The organism is Leclercia sp. M-A074-M (assembly GCF_965195605.1).
In the GTDB taxonomy this organism is placed as follows: Bacteria; Pseudomonadota; Gammaproteobacteria; order Enterobacterales; family Enterobacteriaceae; genus Enterobacter.
In genome coordinates, this window is the sequence record NZ_CBDAHM010000008.1 from 113,994 (window position 1) to 138,458 (window position 24,465).

The window sequence follows — 24,465 nt, forward strand, 5'->3', positions numbered from 1 at the left end:
AGTGAAAAAGGTGTGGTTTTTCACGGTACTGCTCCCCCCGCTTACCCCTCTCCTCCCATTCACCCCTCCAATGGCAATTAGTAGGTAATCCTTTTGGGGTATGGGTATACTCCAGGGGTTGCCTGAGAATAGAGTTCTTGCCGAGTCCAGGCATTGTCAGGAGCCAGACTGCCCTATGTTTAAACGCTGTTTTTCACCACTCACGCTGGTTAACCAACTGGTGCTGATTGTCATGCTGTCTACCGGGATCGGGGTGACAGGGATGGCGATCTCCGGCTGGCTGGTTCAGGGCGTTCAGGGCAGCGCGCACGCCATTAATAAGGCCGGTTCACTGCGCATGCAGAGTTATCGCCTGCTGGCGGCCATCCCACTGGAAGCCAAAGACCAGGCGTTACTCGACGAAATGGAAGCAACGGCGTTCAGCCCCGAACTGGAAATCGCCGCCCGCCGCGATCGTCAGCAGGCGCAGTTGAAGGCCCTGCAGACTTACTGGCATACCCAGTTAATGCCCGGGCTGCGACAGGCGCGTAATCCGGATGCGGTAGCCCAGGATGTCTCCGGCTTTGTCAGCCGTCTGGATACTCTGGTTTCGGCGTTCGATCACAGCACCGAGCTGCGTATCGGCCGGGTAGTATTGTTGCAGCAACTGATAGCGGTCTTCATGGGGTTGCTGCTGGTCTTCACCATCCTCTGGCTGCGCGCCCGGCTGTTGCACCCCTGGCGCCAGCTGCTGGCGATGGCCCGCGCCGTGACCCAGCGTGATTTTACCCAGCGCGCCCACATCAACGGACGCAATGAGATGGCGATGCTCGGCGAGGCGCTGAACACCATGTCCGGCGAGCTGGCCGAGAGTTATGCGGTGCTGGAGCAGCGCGTGCGTGAAAAAACCGCCGGGCTGGAGCAGAAAAACGAGATCCTCTCCTTCCTCTGGCAGGCCAACCGCCGCCTGCACTCCCAGGTGCCGCTGTGCGAGCGCCTCTCGCCGGTGCTTAACGGCCTGCAGAATCTGACCCAGCTGCACGACATCGAACTGCGCGTATACGACCTGGAAGATGAAGAGAATCATCAGGAATTTACCTGTCAGTCGGATGCCAGCTGCGATGAAATTGGCTGCCACCTCTGCCCGCGCGGCCTGCCGCCGCTGACCACCAGCGGGATAACCCTGAAGTGGCGCCTGGCAGATAACCTGACGCAATATGGCATCTTACTGGCAACGCTGCCCGCCGGACGTCATCTCAGCCACGATCAGCAGCAGCTGGTCGATACGCTGGTGGAGCAGCTGACCGCGACGTTAGCCCTCGACCGTCATCAGGAAAAACAGCAGCAGTTGATTGTGATGGAAGAGCGCGCCACCATTGCCCGCGAACTGCATGACTCTATCGCCCAGTCCCTCTCCTGCATGAAGATGCAGGTCAGCTGTCTACAGATGCAGGACACGGATCTGCCGGAGAGCAGCAAGCAGCTTCTGAGCCAGATCCGCAACGAGCTGAACACCTCCTGGATACAATTGCGTGAACTGCTGACCACCTTCCGCCTGCAATTGACGGAGCCCGGCCTGCGGCCTGCCCTGGAGGCCAGCTGTCAGGAGTTTAGCGCCCGGCTCGGCTTCACCGTCTCGCTGGACTATCAGCTACCACCCCGTTTCGTGCCCTCTCATCAGGCTATTCATCTGCTGCAGATCGCCCGGGAGGCGTTAAGCAACGCCCTGAAACACGCCGGGGCGACGGCGGTCTCGCTCACCGTGAGCCAGCACGAAAACCAGGTCAGGCTGGTGGTGCGTGACAACGGCTGCGGGATCCCGGAAAACGCCGAACGCAGTAACCACTATGGTCTGATTATTATGCGAGACCGCGCGCAAAGCCTGCGCGGAGATTGTCAGGTCCGCCGGAGCGAATCGGGCGGAACGGACGTTATCGTCACCTTTATTCCCGAAAAGCCTCTTTTCACTGCTCAAGGAGAACATCATGTCTAATCAGGAGCCCGCTACAATCCTGTTGATCGACGACCATCCGATGCTGCGCACCGGTGTTAAACAACTTATCAGCATGGCGTCGGATATCACCGTCGTGGGCGAAGCCAGCAACGGGGAACAGGGCATTGAACTGGCCGAGGCCCTCGATCCTGACTTGATCCTGCTCGACCTGAATATGCCCGGCATGAACGGCCTCGAAACCCTGGATAAGCTGCGCGAAAAATCGCTCTCCGGGCGCGTGGTGGTCTTCAGCGTCTCCAACCATGAAGAGGATGTGGTCACCGCCCTGAAACGTGGCGCCGACGGCTACCTGCTGAAAGACATGGAACCGGAAGATCTGCTGAAATCGCTGCAACAGGCGGCGGCTGGCGACATGGTGCTGAGCGAAGCGTTGACCCCGGTACTGGCGGCCAGCCTGCGCGCCAACCGTGCCACCTCCGATCGCGACGTCAGCCAGTTGACCCCGCGCGAGCGCGATATCCTCAAGCTCATTGCCCAGGGATTGCCAAACAAGATGATCGCCCGCCGTCTGGACATCACCGAAAGCACGGTCAAAGTCCATGTGAAGCATATGCTGAAGAAGATGAAGCTGAAGTCACGGGTGGAAGCGGCGGTCTGGGTACACCAGGAGCGCATTTTCTGAGTTTACTCCTCCGGCAGCAGCGTCCAGCGCGGATCCTCCTCTGGCAGCGCCAGTAGCGGCTCCGTCAGGGCAAGCGTGATCTCATTGGAAGAGACACGCTGCCCCGCTTCATCTTGCACCACCACCGACAGCCGCCAGCGGTTGCTCGCCCCCTCACTGCTGTCCCACGCCGGCAGGATAATACTCCAGCCTTCGCTGTCACTGGCCTTCGCCGGTGAGGTCAGGCTCAGCGCCTGCGTATCGCCCTGCCAGTGCAGGGAACGCACCCCGTGTCGGCTGCGAATATCCAGCTTCAGCATGACCGTTTCGCCAGGCTTAAGATCCCACGGCGGCGTCGCCAGCCACACCGAGAGCGTTTTACGCTGGCGGAACTCCAGCACCGGCAGGTTCTGACGCTCAGGCGGATCGTAGCGGCTACCCCGCAGGGAGCGGCTTTCAGCCACTTCGCTGGCGGAGAGTTGTTTTTTCAGCGGCACCCCGAAGCGGTAGTTGAGCTTCAGGCCAAGGTTGTTCTGGCTCACCCCACTCTCCCCCTGCTTATGCCCGGCGGAAAGGGTCACCAGCGGCACCGGGGTGTAGTTCAACCCGAGGTTGACCGCCAGCGGATTGTGATACCCGTTGCCGGTGTGAAACAGATCCACGCTGTCGCCAAAATATTGTTCAAAGCTGATGCTGGTGTTGAGGTGATGATAAAAGGGCAGCCTGGCGTTGGCGCTGATATCGTACCCGCGCGCCATGCGCTGCTCCTGCACCTCCGAGCTGTCACGCCAGCTGGCAAACGGCTGATAGTAGTTGGCCGACAGGCGCAGGTATTCGCCCCAGGCTTCGGCGCCGAGCCCGGCGCGCTGGAGGTTTTCATCGAGCAGATTGTCATAAAAGGTGTTGTAACCCAGCAGCCATTTGCCCGCCACCCAGCGCTGGCCGATGCCTGCATTGCTCACCAGGCCGTCCTCCTGCTGGGTCAGGCCGAGCTGACTCCAGGTGAGGTAGTGGTTGTTATCCTGCCAGGGTATAAACCAGCTCCCCTTGCTGCCGGTGAAGCGCCCCTCGTCATTGACCAGCAGATCGACGCTGGCATTGCCCCACGGCGAAAGCCAGGACTCAATGTGCTGGTTCACCTCCTGGCTGACGGCGTCCCGCACCTGGCCCAGGGCAAACTGCCGGGCCTGCTCCTCGGTGGTCAGGCCGTTGTCGGTCATGCTGGCTTCGCCGAACGCTTTCGCCATCTCCGCCAGATGCTTTTCGCTTTCCCCCGTCGGGGTCGCCATGCCTAAGTCCGGCAGGCTGTCGCCATTATTATCGAACGGATTTTGCGCCTGATGGATAAACGAATTCGGGGCAGCGTGAACGGCTCCGGCATAACAGAGGAGAAGAAACAGCGAACGAATACGGGGGGAAACAACCATCACCGTCGTGTAAGGGTGCCTGTGTTGAGAGAAAACGGAGTTAACACCTTAGCGTGCCTGAGAAAAAATTTCAGCCCTAAGGGAAATTTCAGGAATATCCTGAAGCCTGATTGCCGGGTGGCGCTGCGCTTACCCGGCCTACGCATCCTTTGGGCCTGATAAGCGCAGCGCCACCCGGCGTTTACACCCTCACAGAAAGCATCGCTTTCAGCTCCGGCACACAGGAGCCGCAGTTGGTGCCGCAGCGCAATTTTGCCCCCAGCGCCGCCGCAGAGTCGCATCCCCCCGCAATGGCCTCGCGGATAGCGTTTTCGCCAACGCTAAAGCAGCTACAGATGATGCGCCCCGGATCGCTGCGCTCGCCAGGATCCTGCCCGTCAAGCAGGGCGTGACGCTCCGCCAGCGCGACCGGCGCGACGTGAAACGCGGCTTCGATAAAAGTATGCGCCAGCCCTGGCAAAGCGGTGTCTTGCCAGAAGCCGAGCATTAATGCTCCCTGATGCCAGGCCAGCAGGCTGCTGCGCTCGCCCGTCTGCGCGATTTGCAGCTGCCAGCCCTGGCCGGCGCAGTGTGCCAGCAGCCACTCCAACAGCGGCTTGTCCCCCGCCAGGGTCAGGCGCGACACCCCCTTTGCCGCCTTGCGCCACCAGTGGACGTGTGTCGGCAGGGTCAGTTCCTCCCGGCTGTAAAGCTCCCCCTGCCAGGCAGGCTGCCACGGCATGAGTCGCACCGCAGTCTGTTTGCTCTCCGGCTGGCCGGAGTGGGGATCGCAGCGCCCTTCTACCAGGGCATTCACTTTGCCCTGGCGTGAAAAACAGCTGTTCCAGTGCATCGGGACAAACAGCTCCCCGGGGCGCTGCCCGTCATTGATCCGCGCCCGGACCACCATCAGCCCGCGCTGGGCGCTGATGCGTGCCAGTTGTCCATCCTGCATCCCCAGCCGGGCGGCATCCTGCGGCGAGATCTCCACGGTCGGTTCATCGCGGTGCTGCATCAGGCGCGGCACGTAGCCGGTGCGGGTCATGGTGTGCCACTGATCGCGCATGCGTCCGCTGTTGAGGGTAAAGGGATAGAGCAGATTCGGCGTAGCGCCATGCGTCTGCGGGTTGACCGGCACCCGGTGCGCACGGGTGAATACTTCCCGGTTGACGGGCCACTGCCAGGGCGTCAGCCCATCCCACTGCGCGCGGGTCAACTGCGTCAAGGCCGCGAGGTTAAGCTGCCGTTCGCCATGGTTCTCAAAGGCGGTCAGGGCGGCGTGTTCGGTAAAGATGGCGTGAGGATGATCCCAGGAGAAGGCCGCGCCATGGCCCAGCCTCTGCGCGATACGGGCGATGATCCACCAGTCGGGTTTCGCCTCGCCGGGCGCGGGCAAAAAGGCGCGCTGACGGGAGATGCGCCGTTCGGAGTTGGTCACCGTCCCCTCTTTCTCTCCCCAGCCGAGCGCCGGAAAACGGATGTGGGCGAAGCGGCTGGTATCGGTGTCGCGCATCACTTCGGAGACCATCACCAGCGGACAGGCCGCCAGCGCCTGGCAGACTGCATGGCTGTCCGGAAGGGATACTGCCGGGTTAGTACCCATGATCCACACCGCCTTCACTTCACCGCGGGCGATGGCCTCAAACAGCTCCACCGCCATCAGTCCCGGCGTCTGCGCCAGCCGCTCCGTCCCCCAGAAGCGGGCCACGCGGCTTAAATCGTCCGGCGTGAAATTCATGTGCGCCGCCAGCTGATTCGCCAGCCCGCCCACCTCGCGCCCGCCCATCGCATTGGGCTGACCGGTCAGCGAAAAGGGTCCGCAGCCTTCGCGCCCAATTTTTCCGCTCGCCAGATGGACGTTGATTATGGCATTGCACTTGTCGCTGCCGCTGGTGGACTGGTTGATCCCCATGGTATAGAGCGTCACTGCGCGCGGTGCGGCGGTAAACCAGGCGTAAAAGGCGGCGACATCGTCGGGCGGCAGGCCGCAAAATTCGGCCACCCGCTCAGCCGGCCAGTCGCTGGCCTGGCCGGGGTCGACCGCGTTGAGCAGCCCCACGAACAGCCCGGCGTCGCTGCCAGGCGTCAGGGCCAGATGCAGATCGGCAATGTCACAGGTCGCGGTGCGCCGCGGGTCGATCACCACCACCTTCAGCGCCGGATTGTCGATTTTCGCCTGCGCCAGGCGCTGATAGAGCACCGGATGGGTCCAGGCGGCGTTCGAGCCCACCAGCACCACCAGATCGGTCTTTTCAATATCCTCGTAGCTGCACGGCACCACATCTTCGCCAAAGGCGCGCTTGTAGCCCACCACCGCCGAGGACATGCAGAGCCGGGAGTTGGTGTCGATATTGGCCGCGCCGATAAAGCCCTTCATCAGCTTGTTGGCGGCGTAGTAATCCTCCGTCAGCAGCTGGCCGGAGGCATAAAAGGCCACCGCCTGCGGCCCATGTTTTTCAATAATCTCCCGCAGCCGCGTACCCGCGATATCCAGCGCCTGTGCCCAGCTCACCGGCTGGTCGTCCACCTCCGGGTGCAGCAGGCGGCCCGCTAAGCCGGTGGTCTCCCCCAACGCCGAGCCTTTAACGCACAGCCGTCCGAAGTTGGCCGGATGGCTGTCGTCCCCGCGCACGCTGACCTCGCCGTTTTCGACGCGGGCGATCACCCCACAGCCCACGCCGCAGTAAGGACAGGTCGTTTGGGTTTCCGTCATGAGGCCTCCGCGCGCATCACCAGCTCTTCACTGCCCACCTGCACCCGGTCGCCATCGACTCTGACCGGCCAGGCGCGCACCGCCACTTCGCCGGTTTCAACATGGCGCCCGTCGCGCAGGCGGATCCGCGTTTTATACAGGGGCGAGATCACCACCGGCTCGCCCCCGGCATCGCCGAGAATGCCGCGCGACAATACGCTGGCGCTGCCGCCCGGCTCGCGATCCTCCAGGGCATAAATCGCCTTACCAAAGCGGAACAGTGCAATGGGCTGTGTACCCAGACGCGCGCCAATGCCCGCCTGTTCCGGGATCTCGTCCAGGGTACAGATATCCTGCCAGCGTTTTGCGGATGCTGGCGCGACGTCGAGAGTGCGGAACTGCGCCAGACGGCCCGGGTCCTGCAAAGTGGTCTGCCATTCGCACTGATAGGTATCCACCACCCGCTGCATCTCCTGCTCCAGCTCGGCGGCAATGCCGAGGCTGTCGTCGATGATCACCTCGCGCAGGTACGCCAGCCCGCCCTCGAGGTTATCCCGCCAGGTGCTGGTGCGCTGCAGGCGGTCGGCGGTGCGAATATAGAACATCAGGAAGCGGTCGACGTAGCGCAGGAGCGTGGCGTCGTCGAGATCGCTGGCGAACAGATCCGCATGGCGGGGCTTCATCCCGCCGTTGCCGCAGAGATAGAGGTTCCACCCCTTGTCAGTAGCGATCACCCCCACGTCCTTGCTCTGGGCTTCGGCACACTCGCGGGTGCAGCCGGAAACGGCCATCTTGATCTTGTGCGGGGCGCGCAGCCCCTTGTAACGGTTCTCCAGCGTCACCGCCAGCCCGGTGGAGTCCTGCACCCCATAGCGGCACCAGGTGGAGCCAACGCAGGATTTTACCGTGCGCAGGGATTTGCCGTAGGCGTGGCCGGTTTCAAACCCGGCGTCGATCAGCTGCTGCCAGATCTCCGGGAGCTGCTCCAGCCGGGCGCCAAACAGGTCGATACGCTGCCCGCCGGTAATTTTGCTGTAGAGCTGATAGCGTTTGGCGATCTGGCCGATGGCGATCAGCCCGTCGGCGGTGACCTCCCCGGCGGCCATGCGCGGCACAATGGAGTAGGTGCCATCTTTCTGGATATTGGCAAAGTAGCGGTCGTTGGTGTCCTGCAGGGGCAGATGGGCCGGTTTCAGCAGATATTCGTTCCAGCAGGAGGCCAGCACCGATCCCACCAGCGGCTTACAGATCTCGCACCCGTGCCCCTGGCCGTAGCGGCTGATAAGCTGATCAAAGGTGTGGATGCGGTTGACGCGCACCAGGTGGTAGATCTCCTGACGCGAGTACGCGAAGTGCTCGCAGATGTCCTTTTTCACCTCCACGCCCTGGGCCGCCAGCTGGAACTCCATCACCTGTTTCACCAGGGCGCTGCACCCGCCGCAGCCGGTGGCCGCTTTGGTGCACTGTTTCACCGCCCCGATGTCGGTGGCACCGCTGCTCACCGCCTGGCAGATGTCGCCTTTGCTGACGTTGTGGCAGGAGCAGATCTGCGCGCTCTCCGGCAGAGCCGCCACGCCCAGCGCTTTCGGGGCGCTGCCCGCCACCGCAGGCAGGATCAGGGTTTCCGGATCGTTGGGCAGGCGGATGTCGTTAAGCATCATCTGCACCAGGGTGGCATATTCGCTGGCATCCCCCACCAGCACGCCGCCAAGCAGAGTTTTATTGTCGGCACTGACCACGATCTTCTTGTAGATCTGCTGCGGGCCGTGAGTCCACTGGTAGCTCTGCGCCCCTGCGGTGCGGCCATGGGCATCGCCGAACGACGCGACATCTACGCCTAACAGTTTCAGCTTGGTGCTCATGTCCGCACCCATAAACGCGTTCTCTTCTCCCGCCAGCGCGGCGGAGGCCACCCGCGCCATCTGGTAGCCGGGCGCCACCAGACCGTAGATTTTTCCCTCCCAGAGGGCGCATTCGCCGATAGCAAAAACATCGCTATCCGAGGTGCGGCACTGGTTGTCGATGGCAATCCCCCCGCGTTCGCCCAACGTCAGGCCGCAACTCCGGGCCAGCGCATCCTGCGGGCGGATCCCGGCGGAGAAGACCACCATGTCGGTCGCCAGCTCGCTGCCGTCGGCGAAGCGCAGTACCATCCCGCTGTCGGTTTCTGCGATTTCGGTGGTGGCCTTACTGGTATGTACCCCCACGCCGAGGGCTTCAATTTTACGGCGCAGCATCGCGGCGCCGTCGTTATCAAGCTGCACCGCCATCAGGTTCGGGGCAAACTCCACCACGTGCGTATCCAGCCCAAGCTGTTTCAGGGCGTTGGCCGCCTCCAGCCCCAGCAGGCCGCCGCCAATCACCACCCCGGTGCGCGAATTTTTTGCATGGGCGGCGATGTTATCCAGGTCGTCGAGAGTACGGTAGACAAAACAGCCCGGCAGATCCCGGCCCGGCACCGGCGGTACAAAGGGGTACGAACCGGTCGCCAGCACCAGCTTGTCCCAGTGGGTTTCATGCCCTGATCCCGTGCGAATCACCCGGGCGTCGCGATCGATGGCGACCACCGGCTGGGAGAGGCGCAGCTCAATGCCGTTATCGGCAAAGAAATCTCCGGCCACCATCGACAGCGAGTCGGCGCTGCGTCCGGCAAAATATTCCGACAGATGGACGCGATCGTAGGCGGCATAGCGCTCTTCGCCGAAGACCACAATCTGATACTGCTGATGCAAACCGCGATTGACGCAGTCTTCAAGAAAATGGTGGCCGACCATACCGTGCCCAACCACAACCAGAGTAGGTTTTGTCATAGCGTTCTGTCCTGCAACCTGCGGCTGCGTAGTGAATCGATCGAACAGCCAGTCCGCCTGAGCGGGTTCTGACGTTGCCAGTAAATCGGTGAGGGTGGCCGCGCTGCGACACTCCCCCATCAGCAGCACGCCTGCCAGCGTGCCGTTGCGAACCAGTAGACGGCGGTAGTGGCGGGTCAGCGGGTCCCAGCTGGTCCACACCGCATCTTTTTCCTGCGCGATAACCTCGCCAGCGCTGAACAGCTCAATACCGGTCACCTTCAGGCGCATGCCGTTTTGGGTGGGGGTAAAGGGTGCGACGCACTCCCCGGCGAGACGGGCGGCGAGGATCTCCGCCTGGGCGAGGCACGGCGCCACCAGCCCCCAGGTCTCGCCGTTTAATTCACAGCACTCGCCGATGGCGCTGATGCCCTCCATTGCGGTGCGCATCTGGTTATCCACCAGGATCCCCCGGCCGCACGGCACGCGGCTTGCCTGCGCCAGGGCGATGTTGGGCAACACGCCCGTCGCCAGTACCACCCGGGTGGCGGCCAGGGTGCGTCCGTCGCTGAGGGTGACGCTGTCAGGGGCGATCTGCGACAACCCGGCGTTCAGCTCACAGCCGATACCTCGCTCGCCGAGCGCCTGCTCCAGCAGCAGACCCGCCTGCTGGTCGAGCTGCTGCTCCATCAGCCACGGACCGCGATGGACTAACGTGACATTGTCACCTTGCTGTCTTAATGCTGCGGCGGCTTCCACGCCGAGTACACCGCCCCCCAGCACCACCGCCGGGCCGGGCGTCGCCAGAATGGCGTTCACATCCTCCAGGGTGCGAAAGGTGAAGACGTGGGGCAGATGGCTGCCGGGAATGGGCGGAACAAACGGCCGGGAACCGGTGGCAAAGACCAGTTCATCCCATACGAACTGTCGGCTGTAAGTACGCAGCGTTTGGGCGCTGATATCCACTGCCCGCACCCGCTCGCCGCACACCACGGTGATGCCGCGCGTCCGATACCAGCTCTCATCATGAAGCTGTGTCGCCGCCGCCTCTTTCTCGCCCCCCAGCACCGGCGAAAGCTGTATGCGGTTGTAGGCGTGTACGCGCTCCTCGCCGATGAGGGTGATCTCAAAGCGGCCTGGCGCGCGCTCGGTCAATGACTCCACCAGCCGCGTTGCCGCCAGTCCGTTTCCAATGATGACCAGGCGCATGGTTATGCTCCTCAGGCCGCTTTCGGCTGTTTTTCATAGAGGAAGTGCAGGATCTGCTGGCGCATATGGTGATAGCGGCTCTCCTCCGCCAGCTGCACCCGGTTGCGCGGGCGCGGCAGGTCAACGCGAAGGATCTCGCCTACCGTTGCCGCCGGGCCGTTGGTCATCATCAGCACCCGATCCGAGAGCAGCACCGCTTCGTCCACGTCATGGGTGATCAGCACGATGGTGGTGTTCAGCTCCTGCTGAATGTGCATCACCGAATCCTGCAGATGGGCGCGGGTCAGGGCATCGAGGGCGCCGAACGGCTCATCCATCAGCAGCACTTTTGGCTTCATCGCCAGGGCGCGGGCAATCCCCACCCGCTGCTTCATGCCGCCGGAAATTTCCCCCGGCCGCTTGTGGATGGCGTGCCCCATCTGCACCCGCTCGAGGTTGTGTTCGATCCACTCCCGCCGCTCGGCTTTGCTCATGCTGCGGCGGAACACCTGATCCACCGCCAGCGCTACGTTGTCGAAGCAGGTGAGCCACGGCAGCAGGGAGTGGTTCTGGAACACCACCGCCCGCTCCGGCCCCGGTCCGGCGATCTCGCGGTTATCGCAGAGAAGCCCACCTTCCGTCGGCAGGGTGATGCCGGCGATCAGGTTCAGCAGCGTCGATTTGCCGCAGCCGGAGTGGCCGATCAGGCTGATGGTCTCCCCTTCGTGAATATCAAAAGAGACGTTCTGCAACGCCAGAAACTCGCCGCTGGCGGTGGAAAAACGCTGGCTGACGGCCTGGACCTGAATGAGAGGTTTCATCATGTGCTCCTTATTTTTCCTGCCAGCTGAAACGGCGGGCGATCAGCATCAGCCCCTGCTCCAGCAGCAAACCCACCACGCCGATAATGACGATGGCGATGAGAATGTTTTCGACGTTGAGATTGTTCCACTCGTTCCAGATCCAGAAGCCGATCCCCAGCCCCCCGGTGAGCATCTCGGCGGCGACGATCACCAGCCAGGCGATACCGATGGAGAGCCGCACCCCGGTCAGCACCGCAGGCAGCACGGCCGGGAAGAGAATGCGGCGCATCACCGTCCACTCGGAGAGCTGCAACACCCGCGCCACGTTGAGGTAATCTTCCGGGATACGGCGCACCCCTTCGGCGGTGTTGATGACCATCGGCCAGATCGAGCAGATAAAAATGGTCCAGCTGGAGGCAGGCTCCGCCTTCTGGAACAGCAGCAGGCCGATGGGCAGCCAGGCCAGCGGGCTGACCGGGCGCAGCAGCGCAATCAGCGGGGTGAACATGCGGGACATAAAGGTAAACCGGCCAATCATAAAGCCCAGCGGGATGCCGACGATCGCTGCCAGGCCAAAGCCGATAGCGACACGCTGCAACGAGGCCAGCACGTTCCAGCCCACTCCCATGTCATTGGGGCCATCGCGGTAGAACGGATCGGCAAACAGCGTGATGGCCGAGTCCAGGGTGCTGAGCGGCGTCGGGAACCCTTTGCTGTTGATAGCCGCCAGTTGCCAGGCGATCACCAGTAATCCCAGGCCAAGCAGCGCCGGAATGATGCGCTGGAGCAGATCGTTGGTCCGGCGGGCAAACCCCGGAGTACGGCGGCGGACCTGCACCGGCGGCAGGGCGATCACTTCCCCGCTGGCCGGCTCGGCGGGTATGGCGGGTGCGGCTTTAATGTTGACGTTTTTCATATCAGGCCCCTGTACGGTGAATGGCGAAACGGTTGGCGTAACCCTTCGGATCGGTGCCGTCCCAGACGGTGCCGTCCATTAAGGTGCTGGTGCGCAGCGGCGATGAAGGTGCGCGAATGCCGCCCACGGCAGTGGCGGCCTCCTGCCAGATGTCGGTGCGGTTGATGCGCTGGGCGATAGCGGCGTAATCCGGGTCGGTTTTCAGCAGTCCCCAGCGGCGGAACTGGGTCAGGAACCACATTCCGTCGGAGTGCCACGGGTAGCTCACCGCCCCCTCCTCAAAGAAGCGGATCGGGTTAGCATCCTGCCAGCGGTTGCCGGTTCCGCTGTCGTATTCGCCCAGCATCCGGCCAGTGAGGTACTGCTCTTTGGTGTTGAGCCAGGCGCGCCGGGCCAGCAGCTGCGCGGTCTCCTCTTTGTTCTGCGGTGAGGCGTCGATCCAGCGCTGGGCCTCCAGCAGGGCGCTGACCAGCGCCCGGGCCGTGTTCGGATATTGCTCTACCCACTCGTGGCGGGTGCCGAGCACTTTTTCCGGATGTTCCGGCCAGATGGACTGGGAGGTGGCGGCGGTAAAGCCGATGCGATCGTTAATAGCGCGGGCGTTCCACGGCTCGCCGACGCAGAAGCCAACCATATTGCCGATGCGCATGTTCATCACCATCTGCGGCGGCGGCACCACCACGGTGCGCACGTCGTCGAAGGGGTTGATGCCTGCGCCAGCCAGCCAGTAGTAGAGCCACATGGCATGGGTGCCGGTGGGAAAGGTGTGGGCGAAGGTGTAGGTGCCCGGTGCCTCCCGGGCGATGAGCTTCTTCAGCCCCTCGACGTCGCGCACGCCCTGCTGAGCCAGATCGCTCGACAGGGTGATCGCCTGCCCGTTCCGGTTGAGGGTCATCAGGTTGGCCATCGGTTTAGGTTTACCGGCGATCCCCAACTCCAGGCCATACAGCAGGCCATAGAGAATGTGCGCTGCGTCCAGCTCCCCGGCCACCAGCTTGTCGCGCACCGCCGCCCAGCTCGCCTCTTTGCTCGGCACCAGGGTGAAGCCATATTTCTTATCGAACCCTTTCCAGGCCGCGATCGCCAGCGGCGCGCAGTCGGTCAGCGGGATAAAGCCGACGCGCACCGTCTCCAGCTCCGGTTTATCGGAGCCCGCGGCCCATGCGCTCTGCATCAATCCCGGCACCATCAGCGTCCCGCCCGCCAGCGCACTGGCCTGTAAAAAACGCCGTCTTGTCCATTCCACCATGCTCACTCCTGAAAAAATGGCAAAAAAAAGCGCCCGGCAGTGCCGAAGCACCGCAGGACGCCTTTATCCTCAAAAACGACACACCGCCGTTGGCGCGTCGTCAGAATTGTGATGTTGATTAATGCAAGGGTGATGCCAGGTTTTAAAGGCTTAAATAACGGGGTTTTTCTGCCTGCCGACAGCGAGAACGCACCTCAACCATGCAGGCGTTGCCCATCCTGGGTGCATTTACTGCTGCCACAGAGCTTTGACCGTCAGCAACGCGCGGGCGATATCCACCATCCGTTGATTTTTATCCATCGCCATCTTGCGCAGCTGGCACCAGGCCTGCTCCTCACTCATCTGCTGATGGGTCATCAACACGCTTTTGGCCTTGTCGATCACCTTGCGCTCCTCCAGCGTGTCGCGCATCGAGGCCAGCTGGCGGGAGAGCTGCTCGATCTCCTGCGCCTGCTGGCGCACCAGCGGCAGCAGCGGTTTTTGCGGATAGAGGGCCAGCGGCTCCGCCGTCTGCGGCTCTGCGGGCGGCTCGTCGTCAGCCTGGCTAATCAGCGACTCCACCGCCAGCATCAGATCGGCGATCTGCATCTCCTCCAGGGTGCGCAGATGTTCGAGGCGTTCGGTTTGCAGCGAGAACCAGTGCAGCGCCAGCACCCCCTGATCCGCGGCGGGTTGCCGGGTACAGGCCAGCCGCCGCAGCTGTTCGACCTCCGCCCCCGGTACGCTGAGGTTGAAAGGATCGTGCAGGCTGGGAGGGGTCAGGGAGAGGAAGACCTCGAAACAGGTTTGCTGGCCGTCGATTCTGTCTACCAGTGTCTGGCGCATCTCATCGCTGAAAAAGCCCTGGGTAAAGCCAATCGCTCCCAGCGCCCGCTCCTGCCCCACCAGCTCTTTGCCCTGCATCAGGCTATAGAGCGCGACAAATCTGCCCGCGATTTGCGGGTTATCAATGCTGTCATTGAGTTGCGGCACAATACTGAGCAGGTTTCGCAGCATACGGCTATAACGCTCCATCGCCGCCGTAGCGGGCAGCGCGCAAGCCGTAATGGCCTCACGCAGCGCGGGAAGCTGCTCCAGACTTTGCAGGGCGTTGGCCACCCGCTCGCACAGGGCACCGCTGGCCATCACCGGCGAGCCGAGCGCCTGATGCAGCGCCTGCACATGCTCGTCTACCAGCGCGCGGCTGGCTTTACACTCCAGGGCATAGAGCGCCCCTTCGGAACAGAGCCAGATGTTGGAGGCGCCCCGCTCGCACTGTAGCATGTGCGCAAGATGGCTGATCCGGCTCACCAGCGTGCCCAGTTGTGCCAGCTTGCACAGCTGCTGTTTACGCAGCAGCCTGGCCTGCTGGAACCATTCCGTGGCGCCGGGTGGACGGCCTCTGTTTATCGTCATGCTTACTCTCCCGGGTCAGTGTCTGCCGAAGAGAGAAGCAATTTTCATGCCTTTTCATTATTCAGGAGTCAACATGCAGAAGATTGTGATTGTCGCTAACGGTGCGGCCTATGGCAGCGAATCGCTGTTCAACAGCCTGCGACTGGCGATTGCCTTACGCGAGCAGGAGAGCGACCTGGATCTGCGCCTGTTTTTGATGTCCGACGCGGTCACAGCCGGACTGCGGGGGCAAAAACCGGCGGAGGGCTACAATATCCAGCAGATGCTGGAGATCCTGACGGCGCAGAACGTGCCGGTGAAGCTGTGCAAAACCTGCGCCGATGGCCGCGGTATCAGCGCCCTGCCGCTGATCGACGGGGTGGAGATTGGCACCCTGGTGGAGCTGGCGCAGTGGACGCTATCCGCGGATAAACTATTAACTTTCTAATAATGCATTAACAAAAATATTTTTTTCTTATGAGCGCGGTTCCAGCTTCAAGTTTGCCTGCCCGATGCCGATAGGCTTTTTACAACAACACAGCAGGTATTTCATTATGTTCAGGTCAATTCGCGCTCGTATTATTGCGGCGACGGTCGGATGTCTGATCGCCGCGCTTTTACTGAATACCGTGATTAATTTCCAGGTCACGCGTCAGGATAATCAACAGTCCCAACGTTCGATACTGGCCAGCACCAGCGCCAGCCACAGCATGGCGATTGCCGACTGGGTCAGCAGCAAGACGCTGATGATCAACTCCCTGCAGAACGTCGTCCTGACCGACGATCCGGTACCGATGTTTAAACAGCTGGCGCAGGCGGGCGGGTTTATCAACGTCTATGCCGGCTACGCCAGCAAAACCGCGAAGTTTTCCAATCCTGAAGGGGTACCTGCCGACTACGATCCAACGGTGCGTCCGTGGTATCAGCAGGCGGTGAGAGAGGATCGCGCCATCGTCACCGTCCCGTATGTGGATACCGGCACCAAAAAGCTGGTGGTCACTTTCGCCGTGCCGGTGAAAGAGAACGGCGAGCTGAAAGCGGTGCTGGCGGGCGATGTGGCGATGGACAGCGTGATCGCCAACGTGCGCGGCATCCATCCGACGCCAGCCAGCAGCGGGCTGCTGGTTGACAGCGAGGGTTCGGTCATTGCCGCCAGCGATCCCGAGCTGACCTTAAAGCCCTTTAAAGCGGTCATCAGCGGCGTCGATCTGGCTGCGCTAAAGAATGGCAACAGCGCCGAGGGGGAGTACAACGGCGTGGCGAAAACCTTCTCCGCAACCCCGATTGCCGGTACCCAGTGGCAGCTGATTGTCGCGCTTGACAGCGATGATGCGACGACAGGTATGCGTACCCTGTTGAAAGCCTCCTCCCTGTCGCTGGTTGTGCTGGTGCTGCTCAGCGCGGTGGTTGTGCATTTCGTGATTGCCCGCCTGCTGAAGCGCCTGTCAGATATTCGCGATGCGATGCACGCCATTGCCAACGGCACCAACGATCTCTCCCAGCGTCTGCCGGAGAAAGGTGACGATGAGGTGGCGCAGATCGCCCATGCCTTTAACGCCTTCAGCGATAAACTCGCGGTGGTGATGGTGCAGTTGCGCGACGCCAGCGCCTCGGTGAAGAACGCCGCCCAGGAGATTGCCGCCGGGAACCAGGATCTCTCTGGCCGCACCGAGCGGGCCGCCTCCAGCCTGCGTGAAACCGCCAGCGCCGTAGAGCAGATCACCGCCTCCGTGGCGCAGTCCACCGAATCTGCCGCCGTGGCGAACGAGCAGGCGGGCAAAGCTGCCGAGGCCGCGACGCGGGGCGGCAACGTGGTGTCGCAGGCGATCACCACCATGCAGTCCATCGAAGCCGCTTCAACCAAAATTGGCGATATCACCAGCGTGATTGACGGCATTGCTTTCCAGACCAACATTCTGGCGCTGAACGCCTCGGTTGAAGCGGCACGTGCCGGTGAGCAAGGGCGCGGCTTTGCCGTGGTGGCGGGCGAAGTGCGCAATCTCGCCAGCCGCAGCGCCCAGGCGGCAAAAGAGATCAAAAGCCTGATCGACTCTACCACCGACAGCGTGGCGACCGGTTCGCGCTATGTGCATCTTGCCGGGCAGAGCATGAATGAGATCGTCACCAGCATTGGCAGCATGTCGGGGATCATGCGGGAGATCACCGTGGCGACCAGCGAGCAGATGAAAGGCATTCAGGAGATTAACCGCGCGGTGCTCAATCTGGACAGTATGGTGCAGCAAAACGCCGAACTGGTGGTGCAGTCGGCTGCCGCCGCCAGCGCCCTTCAGGGTCAGGCAGGCGACCTCGCTGAAACCGCCGGTCATTTCCGCATTTAATGTTAATCCGCTGCCTGAAAGCCGCGTAAAGCGATGTTCGCTGCGCGCTTTCAGGCATTTTGTCATTTTTGTTTAAGGCTTACGCCATTTTTTGATCAAAATCAGCACCCCGGCCCTTCCCCTTTGGTGTTATGCCATGAGTGAATTGTGAACAACATCACGCTCAGGATTAGCCGCAAGGAGAGCGTTGTTTCGGATACGGGGTAAAAAAATGGCACTGGTAAAAGCAAGTCTAAAGTTGTTTGGCGGGGATACGGTCGTGGTGCGCTGCTCAGAGCGTTGTCATATTCATCTGATGAGTAATAAAGCACCACGCAAAACGCAGGCAGATATTTTAAGCGTACAGGACAAAGACAACGCCTGGCTGACGGTGCCTTATACCGGAACCTGGGAGGTGCTCATCGACAGCCACAGCCAGTCGCTTGAGCACTCCATCAGCTACGTCGCAGCCTGATCATTCTTCGCCCGGTGGCGCACTGTCACCGGGCTTTTTTTCAGGCAAAGCCGGGGCGCAGCTGGCTTTCCGGCGATTCGTTATCCAGCAATGCCCGCACCCGCGACACCAGCTCGTTCAGACAATCATCCTGCATGCCGAGACGCGTCAGCTCCTTATCGAGCGAGAAGAGATATTGTGCGTTGGTGCCAAGCGGGCCACTGGCGGCGGCAATCAGCGGGGCGATGACCTGCGCGCGCGTGTCGGCCTCAAACAGCGGATGGCGCGGATCCATAATAAAGACCAGGGCGTTAACGGTGCGTCCATCATCCAGCTCCAGCCGACACCAGCTCGGCATATAGCAGCCAGTGATCATCTCACGCTTCCACAGCAGCGCCAGCTCCTCTTCCAGGGTCGCATCCGGCAGACGGTAGGCCACGCCGGTGGTGCGTCCGCCCTCTTTCAGTGCAAGCATACGGCCTGGCTGGCAGGCGCTGCCGCGTCCGGCGGTCAGGCGCAAACAGAAGGCTCGATGCCAGCCCGGAAGCGTCCCGGTTGCCGATTCAACATACTCCAGCGCCGGGTTCCACATCAGGGAACCGTAGCCGAAGAGCCATACCGGACCGTTGTCCGGACGGCAGGCCAGGGTCGCAGCCAGCGACGCTGCGCGCTGCTCGGCTGACCACAGAAGCGACTCTTCGATCGCACCAAAGGCCGTTCTGCAGTCGGCCTTCATAAGAAAATCACGCGTTAACATATTGCACCTCCGCCACTGCCTGCATCCCTGCCCTCACTTTATGAACCTTCCGGGTCCTTTTACTGCTCAATTAGAAAGCAGTAGGGTGACGATATGCAATAATCTCGCCGGGTGCAACAGAGCGCGAGGCCGACCGCCTTAAAAGTCAAAGCCGACGGTGCAAACTATTAAGCACAGCCAACTAAGCAATGACTATTTCTTCTTGTGCCACTTATCATCGTCTCCCTTTTCGTAATCCTGCTTCACCGCCGCCCAGGCCACCTTGTGTGCGGTCTCCTCACGACTGTCATCGCCCCGGCGGTCCTCTTTATCTTTGTACTGATCCCAGGCGCTGTTAAAGGCTTCTTTGTAGATATCCTGCGCGTGGGCAGGCAGTACGTTCTTAACGTTATCCGGTAAATCAGTTTTCGATTTGTATGGCATAGCAACCCCCTCTTTTTATTCACTTAATAAGTGTGGTCGACAATGCCGAAGGCTTCCAGTCGAATCGATAATCCTGGATTTCAGTTTCTTAATCTACTGTTATTAAGACCCTATTTAACAAAAATATATTATTATGACGCTCTCGTTAAATAATTCCCCTGTACCGTAAAATTAAGTAAAAGATACTCAGAGATTAACGGCGATCTGTTAATTTAAGCTCCTCACTTTCTGTCTATAATTACAAGCACCTGCCAAAACGGAGAATTACATGACAACCGCACACGAGACGGTGAAAACCCGTCATAAGGAGACGTCTCTCATTTTCCCGGTGCTGGCCCTGGCCGTGCTGTTCTTCTGGGGAAGCGCGCAGTCACTGCCAGTGGTCATCGGGATTAATATTCTGGCCCTTGTGGGTATTCTGAGCAGTGCTTTTAGCGTTGTACGCCATGCCGACGTGCTGGCCCACCGCCTGGGCGAACCCTACGGTTCCCTGATTCTAAGTCTTTCCGTCGTTATTCTCGAAGTGAGCCTTATTTCCGCTCTGATGGCGACCGGTGACGCCGCACCTACCCTGATGCGCGATACGCTCTACTCCATCATTATGATTGTCACCGGCGGGCTGGTCGGCTTCTCGCTGCTGCTGGGCGGGCGCAAATTCGCAACGCAATATCTGAACCTGTTTGGTATTAAGCAGTATCTGATCGCCCTCTTCCCGCTGGCGATTATCGTGCTGGTATTCCCGATGGCGCTGCCGGGGGCCAATTTCACTACCGGTCAGGCCCTGCTCGTGGCGCTGATTTCTGCGGCGATGTACGGCGTGTTTCTGCTGATCCAGACCAAAACGCACCAGAGTCTCTTCGTCTATGAGCATGAAGATGAGAGCGACGACGATGACCCGCACCACGGCAAGCCGTCCGCGCACAGCAGCCTGTGGCATACGGTCTGGCTGGTGGTGCATCTGATTGCGGTCATTGCAGTCACCAAGATGAATGCCGCACCGCTGGAGACACTGTTGACGGCGATGAACGCGCCGGTGGCCTTTACCGGCTTCCTGGTGGCGCTGCTGATCCTCTCCCCGGAAGGGCTGGGGGCATTACGTGCCGTGCTGAATAACCAGGTGCAGCGTGCCATGAACCTCTTCTTTGGCTCGGTGCTGGCGACCATCTCCCTGACCGTGCCGGTGGTGACGCTGATTGCCCTTCTTACCGGTAACGAGTTGATGTTTAGCCTTGGTGCACCGGAGATGATTGTGATGTTGGCGTCGCTACTGCTGTGCCAGATTTCATTTTCCACCGGGCGCACCAACGTGCTCAACGGTGCGGCGCACCTGGCATTGTTTGCGGCCTATCTGATGACGATATTTGCCTAGTCCTTTGCCCAGCGGCGCTTCGCTTGCAGGGCCTACGGGTTTTGTAGGCCGGGTAAGCGCAGCGCCACCCGGCAATAAGCGCATAAAAAAACCCGCCGAAGCGGGTTTTTTTATTAGTTGCTGGTATCCAGCTCTTCAAAGCTCTTGACCAGATCGTCAATCGCCTTAATCTGCTTCAGGAACGGCTCCAGCTTGTCCAGCGGCAGCGCGGATGGGCCGTCGCACTTGGCGTTGGCAGGATCCGGATGCGCTTCGATAAACAGACCCGCCAGACCGGTCGCCATACCGGCGCGCGCCAGTTCGGTAACCTGAGCACGACGGCCGCCTGAGGCTGCGCCAAACGGGTCGCGGCACTGCAGAGCGTGGGTCACGTCGAAGATGACCGGCGACTGGTTAGAGACATTTTTCATCACGCTGAAGCCCAGCATGTCCACCACCAGGTTGTCATAACCGAAGTTGGAACCACGGTCGCAGAGGATCACCTGGTCGTTACCGCCTTCGATAAACTTATCGACGATGTTCCCCATCTGGCCTGGGCTGACGAACTGTGGTTTTTTCACGTTGATGACGGCGCCGGTTTTCGCCATCGCTTCGACCAGATCGGTCTGACGGGCGAGGAACGCGGGCAGCTGGATCACGTCAACCACGTCTGCCACAGGCTGCGCCTGGCTTGCTTCATGGACGTCGGTGATCACTTTTACGCCAAAGGTCTGCTTCAGCTCCTGGAAAATTTTCATCCCCTCTTCGAGGCCCGGGCCACGGTAAGAGCGAATAGAGGAGCGGTTGGCTTTGTCAAAAGAGGCCTTAAACACATACGGGATACCCAGCTTCTGGGTCACGGTGACGTAGTGTTCGCAGATACGCATCGCGAGGTCGCGGGATTCCAGTACGTTCATGCCGCCGAACAGCACGAACGGCAGGTCGTTCGCCACGTTGATATCGCCAATGCTAACCACTTTTTGTTTCATAGGATCGCCTTATTCAGGTGTGAATCGGAATTAAGATTAATGCAGTGTAATCTGTTTGTGCGCGATGGAATTAATCTGCGCGCGGATCATTTCGCTGATCGGATCTTCCGGACACTGCTCAACAAAATAGCTCAAATCATTCAGCGCAACGTGGTCACACTCAAGCTGCACGTAGATCAGGCCGCGATCGCGGATCTCGTAAGGATCTTCCGGGTTAAACTGCAGCAACACCTCACTGGCACGCAAGGCCAGCTCCATCTGCCGCTCTTCCATCAACGCTGACTTCAGGGTGTCCAGCAGCTTGCGAACCACCTCGGCGTTATCCGCTTCGTCCAGATCTTCGTTGTAGAGCTCCGCCATCGGGCTGATGTTGCCCTTCAGCCAGACATCCAGCGTGTGATCGTCGAGCGTGTCGCCATTAAAGGGATTGATTAACCACATCTCGCCGTCCAGCCACTCGGCGCGCAGCAGCATCTGCGTCGGGAAGATGACCGGCACCAGCGGAATATCAAGACGGTGCGCCACCCATAATAAAATCGCCCCCAGGGAGACAGCGCTGCCCTGACGGTTTTTCAGTACCTGATCGAGCCACAGCGCGTCGGAGAGCCGATACACGCCACGCGTATCGCAAAAGCCCCACTCGCCATAAAAAAGCTCAATCAGTTTCTCCAGTTGCCAGTCCTGAGGGCGCGCCTGATTAATCTCTTCACGCGCCAGACTCACCAGTTTCTCCAGTTCATCGTAGACGTATTGTGAAATGAAATCATCGCGGATCATCTCTGATACCTTAATCATTCCATCGCACAGCGGCACTTTGTTAAATTCGAAATCGGCCAAGGACTCCATGACTTACCCCAGTATCGGTATTCTTGTGGTGGCGAGTTTAATGATGATGTACAGCACCACCAGCCCCAGCAGAAAGGCAACAAACCCGGCCTGCTGGCTGCGCGGACGATGACGCCCCAGCGCAATAAAACCCAAAACGATATAGATGATAACGCCAAACAGCTTTTCAGTCAGCCATGACCCTTCATCTGTAAACGGCAGATAACCGGTCACCCACATCAACCCTGCGCCGGAAAGAAACAGCACGGTGTCGATGCAGTGCGGCAGAACCCGCACCCAGCGCGCGTTGATAAGGGCGTTATTGCTGTAACGCCACCAGTAACGCAGCGCAAAAAACGTGACGGTCAGGACGACTGCCGTCAGGTGCAGGGCGATCAGTACAGAGAAGCTATTCATGCCACTTGCCCACGGTCAGGCGCTCGTTGCCGCCATAGTCGCGACAGGTTTCAACCTGGGCAAAACCGGCCTGCAGGAAGAGATTGCGCACCGCTTCGCCCTGCGTCCAGCCATGCTCGAGCAGCAGCCAGCCATTGCTGACCAGGTGTTGGCGAGACTGGATAATAATATGGCTGAGATCTGCCAGTCCGTGATCCGCCGCAACCAGCGCGCTGCGCGGTTCAAAGCGCACATCCCCTTCGCCGAGATGCGGATCGCATTCATCGATATAGGGCGGGTTACTGACGATCATCTCAAACTGCTGGTCAGCAAGAGCGGTAAACCAGCTGCTCTGCTGCACCGTCACATTCTTTAACGCCAGGCGCTCAAGGTTACGCTGTGCCAGCGCCACCGCATCGGGCATGAGATCTACTGCCGTCACCTGACAGTCCGGACGCTCGCTGGCCAGCGCCAGGGCGATGGCCCCGGTGCCGGTGCCGAGATCCAGAATGCGCGCGGGGGTGGCGGGCAATCTCGCCAGCGCCTGCTCCACCAGGCATTCGGTATCGGGACGGGGAATTAGCGTTGCAGCAGAGACATAGAGCGGCAGCGACCAGAACTCACGTTCGCCCACCAGGTGCGCCACCGGCTCGCCGGTTTTGCGCCGGGCGAGGAGTGCATCAAGCTCTCTTTGCTGATCGGCGGTAAGCGCTGTTTCGCCAAAGGCGAGAATCCAGGTGCGTGCTTTGCCCGTCACATGCTCCAGCAGGATCTCCGCATCGCGACGGGGGCTTTCGCTCCCCGCCAGCGTGCTTATCGCCTGCTGTAGCCAGTGCTGAAAATCCATTAATCCTGCTCTGCCAGCGCTGCCAGCTGGTCGGCCTGGTACTCCTGCACGATAGGTTCGATCAGCAGATCCAGTTTGCCTTCCATCGTCTCATCCAGACGATAGAGGGTCAGGTTGATGCGGTGATCGGTCACGCGACCCTGCGGGAAGTTATAGGTGCGGTTGCGATCGCTGCGATCGCCGCTGCCCAGCAGGTTGCGACGGGTTGAGGCTTCCGCCTGCTGGCGTTTCGCCATCTCTGCGGCATGGATACGGGCACCCAGCACCGAGAGCGCTTTGGCTTTGTTTTTATGCTGGGAACGTTCGTCCTGACACTCCACCACGATGCCGGTTGGCAGGTGGGTAATACGGATCGCGGAGTCGGTGGTGTTAACGTGCTGACCGCCCGCGCCGGAGGAGCGGAAAGTATCGATACGCAAATCCGCCGGGTTAATGTCCGGCAGCTCAGCTTCCGGCAGCTCGGGCATCACCGCCACGGTGCAGGCGGAGGTGTGGATACGCCCCTGGGATTCGGTGGCCGGGACGCGCTGGACGCGATGGCCGCCGGACTCAAACTTCAGGCGACCATATACGCCCTCGCCGCTGATTTTGGCGATCACTTCTTTATAGCCACCATGTTCGCCTTCGTTGGCGCTCATGATCTCCACACGCCAGCGACGCGACTCGGCGTAGCGGCTGTACATGCGGAACAGATCCCCGGCAAACAGGGCCGCTTCATCCCCGCCGGTTCCGGCGCGGACTTCGACAAAGGCGTTGCGTTCATCGTCCGGATCTTTTGGCAGCAGAAGCACCTGAAGCTGCTGTTCCATCTCTTCGGAGCGGACTTTCGCCTCCTGCAACTCTTCCTGCGCCATCTCGCGCATTTCCGGGTCGTCGAGCATCATCTGCGCGGTTTCAATATCTTCCTGAACCTGCTGCCAGTCGGTAAAGCAGCGCGCAACGTCACTTAATTGCGCATATTCGCGCGACAGGGCGCGAAAACGTTCCTGGTCGGCAATGGTCGCGGCATCGCCGAGCAGCGCCTGAACTTCTTCATGGCGCTCGTGCAGCGCTTCCAGTTTGGCGACAATAGAGGGCTTCATAGGCGTAAGTGCACC

The 24,465-nt window shown here is 60.7% G+C and carries 20 protein-coding genes; 6 read left to right on the top strand and 14 right to left on the bottom strand.

All coding sequences use genetic code 11. The features are described from left to right. Positions 1 to 175 precede the first annotated feature (175 nt). A complete protein-coding gene (gene narX, locus ACOKCT_RS16840) occupies positions 176 to 1,972 on the top strand; it encodes a nitrate/nitrite two-component system sensor histidine kinase NarX (RefSeq protein ID WP_159339473.1) in 1,797 nt (598 codons plus the stop codon). Then, positions 1,965 to 2,615 carry a two-component system response regulator NarL gene (narL, locus tag ACOKCT_RS16845; RefSeq protein WP_032611305.1) on the top strand — a complete coding sequence of 217 codons (651 nt, stop codon included), beginning with the start codon at positions 1,965 to 1,967 and terminating at the stop codon, positions 2,613 to 2,615. The genes narX and narL overlap by 8 nt, the downstream gene beginning before the upstream one ends. 2 nt (positions 2,616 to 2,617) lie before the next feature. On the opposite strand, the gene ACOKCT_RS16850 is transcribed toward narL, so the two are convergent. The 7 genes from ACOKCT_RS16850 to nasR form a co-directional block, all read right to left on the bottom strand. After that, complete coding sequence (locus ACOKCT_RS16850; protein ID WP_420193686.1) at positions 2,618 to 4,021, bottom strand: YchO/YchP family invasin; 1,404 nt, start codon at positions 4,019 to 4,021, stop codon at positions 2,618 to 2,620. Positions 4,022 to 4,202: 181 nt separating this feature from the next. Further along, complete coding sequence (locus ACOKCT_RS16855; protein WP_420193687.1) at positions 4,203 to 6,713, bottom strand: molybdopterin-dependent oxidoreductase; 2,511 nt, start codon at positions 6,711 to 6,713, stop codon at positions 4,203 to 4,205. Further along, positions 6,710 to 10,690 (bottom strand): nitrite reductase large subunit NirB, encoded by a 3,981-nt coding sequence (gene nirB / locus ACOKCT_RS16860; RefSeq protein WP_420193688.1) that lies wholly within the window; start codon positions 10,688 to 10,690, stop codon positions 6,710 to 6,712. Before nirB ends, ACOKCT_RS16855 begins: the two co-directional genes overlap by 4 nt. 11 nt (positions 10,691 to 10,701) lie before the next feature. Beyond that, the gene (locus ACOKCT_RS16865; protein WP_103179937.1) at positions 10,702 to 11,490 is read right to left on the bottom strand and encodes an ABC transporter ATP-binding protein; all 789 of its coding nucleotides are present in this window, start codon (positions 11,488 to 11,490) and stop codon (positions 10,702 to 10,704) included. Positions 11,491 to 11,500: 10 nt separating this feature from the next. After that, complete coding sequence (gene ntrB / locus ACOKCT_RS16870) at positions 11,501 to 12,388, bottom strand: nitrate ABC transporter permease (protein ID WP_159339476.1); 888 nt, start codon at positions 12,386 to 12,388, stop codon at positions 11,501 to 11,503. Position 12,389: 1 nt separating this feature from the next. After that, positions 12,390 to 13,637: a CmpA/NrtA family ABC transporter substrate-binding protein gene (locus ACOKCT_RS16875; RefSeq protein ID WP_159339477.1), complete on the bottom strand. Its 1,248-nt coding sequence runs from the start codon at positions 13,635 to 13,637 to the stop codon at positions 12,390 to 12,392. 228 nt (positions 13,638 to 13,865) lie between these two features. Next, positions 13,866 to 15,032 carry a nitrate regulatory protein NasR gene (gene nasR, locus ACOKCT_RS16880; RefSeq protein ID WP_103179940.1) on the bottom strand — a complete coding sequence of 389 codons (1,167 nt, stop codon included), beginning with the start codon at positions 15,030 to 15,032 and terminating at the stop codon, positions 13,866 to 13,868. Between the two features lie 73 nt (positions 15,033 to 15,105). Between nasR and ychN the strand changes: the two genes are divergently transcribed. The 3 genes from ychN (at position 15,106) to ACOKCT_RS16895 (ending at position 17,804) form a co-directional block, all read left to right on the top strand. Continuing rightward, positions 15,106 to 15,459: a DsrE/F sulfur relay family protein YchN gene (ychN, locus tag ACOKCT_RS16885; RefSeq protein ID WP_103179941.1), complete on the top strand. Its 354-nt coding sequence runs from the start codon at positions 15,106 to 15,108 to the stop codon at positions 15,457 to 15,459. A 106-nt stretch (positions 15,460 to 15,565) separates the two neighbouring features. After that, the gene (locus tag ACOKCT_RS16890) at positions 15,566 to 17,350 is read left to right on the top strand and encodes a methyl-accepting chemotaxis protein (RefSeq protein WP_103179942.1); all 1,785 of its coding nucleotides are present in this window, start codon (positions 15,566 to 15,568) and stop codon (positions 17,348 to 17,350) included. 211 nt (positions 17,351 to 17,561) lie between these two features. Next, the gene (locus ACOKCT_RS16895; protein WP_103179943.1) at positions 17,562 to 17,804 is read left to right on the top strand and encodes a DUF1883 domain-containing protein; all 243 of its coding nucleotides are present in this window, start codon (positions 17,562 to 17,564) and stop codon (positions 17,802 to 17,804) included. A 40-nt stretch (positions 17,805 to 17,844) separates the two neighbouring features. Here the strand turns inward: ACOKCT_RS16895 and ACOKCT_RS16900 are convergent, their stop codons facing one another. Both ACOKCT_RS16900 and chaB read right to left on the bottom strand, forming a co-directional pair. Then, on the bottom strand, positions 17,845 to 18,540 hold the full coding sequence (locus ACOKCT_RS16900) for a gamma-glutamylcyclotransferase (protein WP_214422104.1): 696 nt from the start codon (positions 18,538 to 18,540) through the stop codon (positions 17,845 to 17,847). A 192-nt stretch (positions 18,541 to 18,732) separates the two neighbouring features. Further along, a complete protein-coding gene (chaB, locus tag ACOKCT_RS16905; RefSeq protein ID WP_103179945.1) occupies positions 18,733 to 18,963 on the bottom strand; it encodes a putative cation transport regulator ChaB in 231 nt (76 codons plus the stop codon). Between the two features lie 268 nt (positions 18,964 to 19,231). Between chaB and chaA the strand changes: the two genes are divergently transcribed. Further along, entirely contained in the window at positions 19,232 to 20,332 is a 1,101-nt protein-coding gene (gene chaA / locus ACOKCT_RS16910) for a sodium-potassium/proton antiporter ChaA (protein WP_103179946.1), read from the top strand. 113 nt (positions 20,333 to 20,445) lie between these two features. Here chaA and kdsA read toward each other — a convergent pair whose 3' ends face one another. The 5 genes from kdsA to prfA are packed head-to-tail and all read right to left on the bottom strand — an operon-like array spanning position 20,446 to position 24,450. After that, positions 20,446 to 21,300 (bottom strand): 3-deoxy-8-phosphooctulonate synthase, encoded by an 855-nt coding sequence (kdsA, locus tag ACOKCT_RS16915; protein WP_103179947.1) that lies wholly within the window; start codon positions 21,298 to 21,300, stop codon positions 20,446 to 20,448. A gap of 36 nt (positions 21,301 to 21,336) precedes the next feature. Further along, the gene (gene sirB1 / locus ACOKCT_RS16920; protein WP_103179948.1) at positions 21,337 to 22,146 is read right to left on the bottom strand and encodes an invasion regulator SirB1; all 810 of its coding nucleotides are present in this window, start codon (positions 22,144 to 22,146) and stop codon (positions 21,337 to 21,339) included. A 3-nt stretch (positions 22,147 to 22,149) separates the two neighbouring features. Next, positions 22,150 to 22,542 carry an invasion regulator SirB2 gene (gene sirB2 / locus ACOKCT_RS16925; RefSeq protein ID WP_103179949.1) on the bottom strand — a complete coding sequence of 131 codons (393 nt, stop codon included), beginning with the start codon at positions 22,540 to 22,542 and terminating at the stop codon, positions 22,150 to 22,152. After that, the gene (gene prmC / locus ACOKCT_RS16930) at positions 22,535 to 23,368 is read right to left on the bottom strand and encodes a peptide chain release factor N(5)-glutamine methyltransferase (RefSeq protein WP_103179950.1); all 834 of its coding nucleotides are present in this window, start codon (positions 23,366 to 23,368) and stop codon (positions 22,535 to 22,537) included. The genes sirB2 and prmC overlap by 8 nt, the downstream gene beginning before the upstream one ends. Further along, the gene (gene prfA / locus ACOKCT_RS16935; protein ID WP_103179951.1) at positions 23,368 to 24,450 is read right to left on the bottom strand and encodes a peptide chain release factor 1; all 1,083 of its coding nucleotides are present in this window, start codon (positions 24,448 to 24,450) and stop codon (positions 23,368 to 23,370) included. Before prfA ends, prmC begins: the two co-directional genes overlap by 1 nt. Between the last annotated feature and the right edge of the window lie 15 nt (positions 24,451 to 24,465).